Origin of the sequence: Sphingobacterium sp. UBA5789, assembly GCF_002418355.1 — a bacterium.
Lineage (GTDB): Bacteria > Bacteroidota > Bacteroidia > Sphingobacteriales > Sphingobacteriaceae > Sphingobacterium.
In genome coordinates, this window is record NZ_DIDX01000004.1 from 1469840 (window position 1) to 1471652 (window position 1813).

Annotated in this window: 1 protein-coding gene; it reads right to left on the reverse strand. The window is 41.2% G+C overall.

Annotated elements, in window-relative coordinates; genetic code table 11:
- Positions 1-1813 (reverse strand): DUF7507 domain-containing protein (locus B4B65_RS15880; RefSeq protein WP_422663654.1); only part of this gene is annotated, 1813 nt, incomplete at both ends.

Sequence of the window (1813 nt, forward strand, 5' to 3'; positions counted from 1 at the left end):
GGAGTCAGTTTAACTTCAGCCGGAACAACTGGTTTGCCGTTCAACTGATCGTTATCCAATACACTGGTTGTACTTCCGCCATCTTTTCCGTTGATAGCAGGTGGCGTATCGTTATTCGCTTTGATCACGGCTGCTTCTACGACTACAGTTGCTTTCGCATCGCTGCAGTTTGCAGGATTCAATAGCTCACAAATTGTGTACGGATATTCGTAGATACCTGCCGGTGTTTCCGGTGAAACTGTGACCGTTCCATCAGGATTCATCGTGATTCCTTTGTTTGGTGAAGTACCCGGAGTCAGTTTAACTTCAGCCGGAACAATTGGTTTTCCGTTTAGCTGATCGTTATCCAATACACTGGTTGTACTTCCGCCATCTTTTCCGTTGATAGCCGGTGGCGTATCGTTATTCGCTTTGATCTCTTTCCATGGAAGAGGTGTAATAGTACACGTTTTACAGTTCGGATCTACAGGATCCTTCGGCTGTGTAGGATTGCCGCTCTTCGATTCTCCTGTTACAGGGTTATTCTTAGGATCATTCCCTACAGCTACCGCAATATTTGATACATAACCCTGCAACATATCCGCTGCTGTTATAGTATGATATGCTTTAAATGTTTCGGATTGTCCTACCTTTAATTCTGCAATCGTACCAATGTTCTTATTGTCTGCGTTAGCATCTGTAACCTTAACATCTTTCAATGTTACATTACCGGTATTACTTACGACTATATCATATTCTATTTTCTCACCGGCATATCTGAATTGTTGAGAAAGATTAGCCGTCTTCATTACTGTAATTTCACCTTTTCGGTCAAGAGGTGTAATGGTACAGGTTAAACAACCTGGATCAACTCCAGGATCTGTACTTATCGGATTTGGATCTTTTGAAGTAACAGTTACTTTATCTCCGTCAGGATCTTTTCCTTCGGCTGTAGCCAGATTGTAAACTCCACCTCTATCAATATCTTCTTGTTTAATCACATATTCTGCAGAGAATGTAGTTACATCCGAGCTTCCGGGAGCCAGATCAACAGGCCCTCCTGTTACTGTTACTTTCGGATCGTTGATTCTGATCTCTTTAACCGTTACGTTTCCGTTGTTAATAACTTCAAAGTGATACTTAATCACATCGCCCACATTTGTTGAACCATTATTATCCTTATCTACATAAGTACCCGTTTTATGTAATATCAATGAGGGTTGTTTTGGTAAAACGGTAACGGTTGGCGTGTTATTATCAACTGCTGTTCCCGAAATATCTGTCACATCTCTACCTCTAGGGTCGGTTCCTTTAGCTAACGCTGTATTCGTTACATTTCCAGCATCTATGTCAGCCTGTGTCAATGTGTATGAAGCTGTTGCTATGCCCGTTTCGCCAGGATTTAACAGTGACGGAATAACCGTTAAGTTGACAATATTTAATTTAGTGTCATTTACTACAAGATTATTTACAATTGTTCCTCCGTTATTAACAACTTTAAAGGTGTATGTAATCGTCTCTCCCTTCTGAACAGTCTGATCTCCGTTTTCATCATTTAAAACAGATTCCTTAACCAATGCAATAGAAGGAACTTTTACTTCCACTTCAGGAGTGACCGGAACTGAAGGATCGATAGGATCTGTAACAATAGCTGTATTCTTAATAGCTGTTGTTCCTGTCGGAAGATTAGCTTTGACAACAGCCTTGAAGCTTAAGGTCAATGTGCCGTTTGCAGGAACAGTCAGGTTTGTCCAGTTGATCGTGTTACCTGTCAACTGACCATTGTTTGAAATAGCTGTAGGTGCATTCAGTTCCGCTGCAAGGGCATCACTTA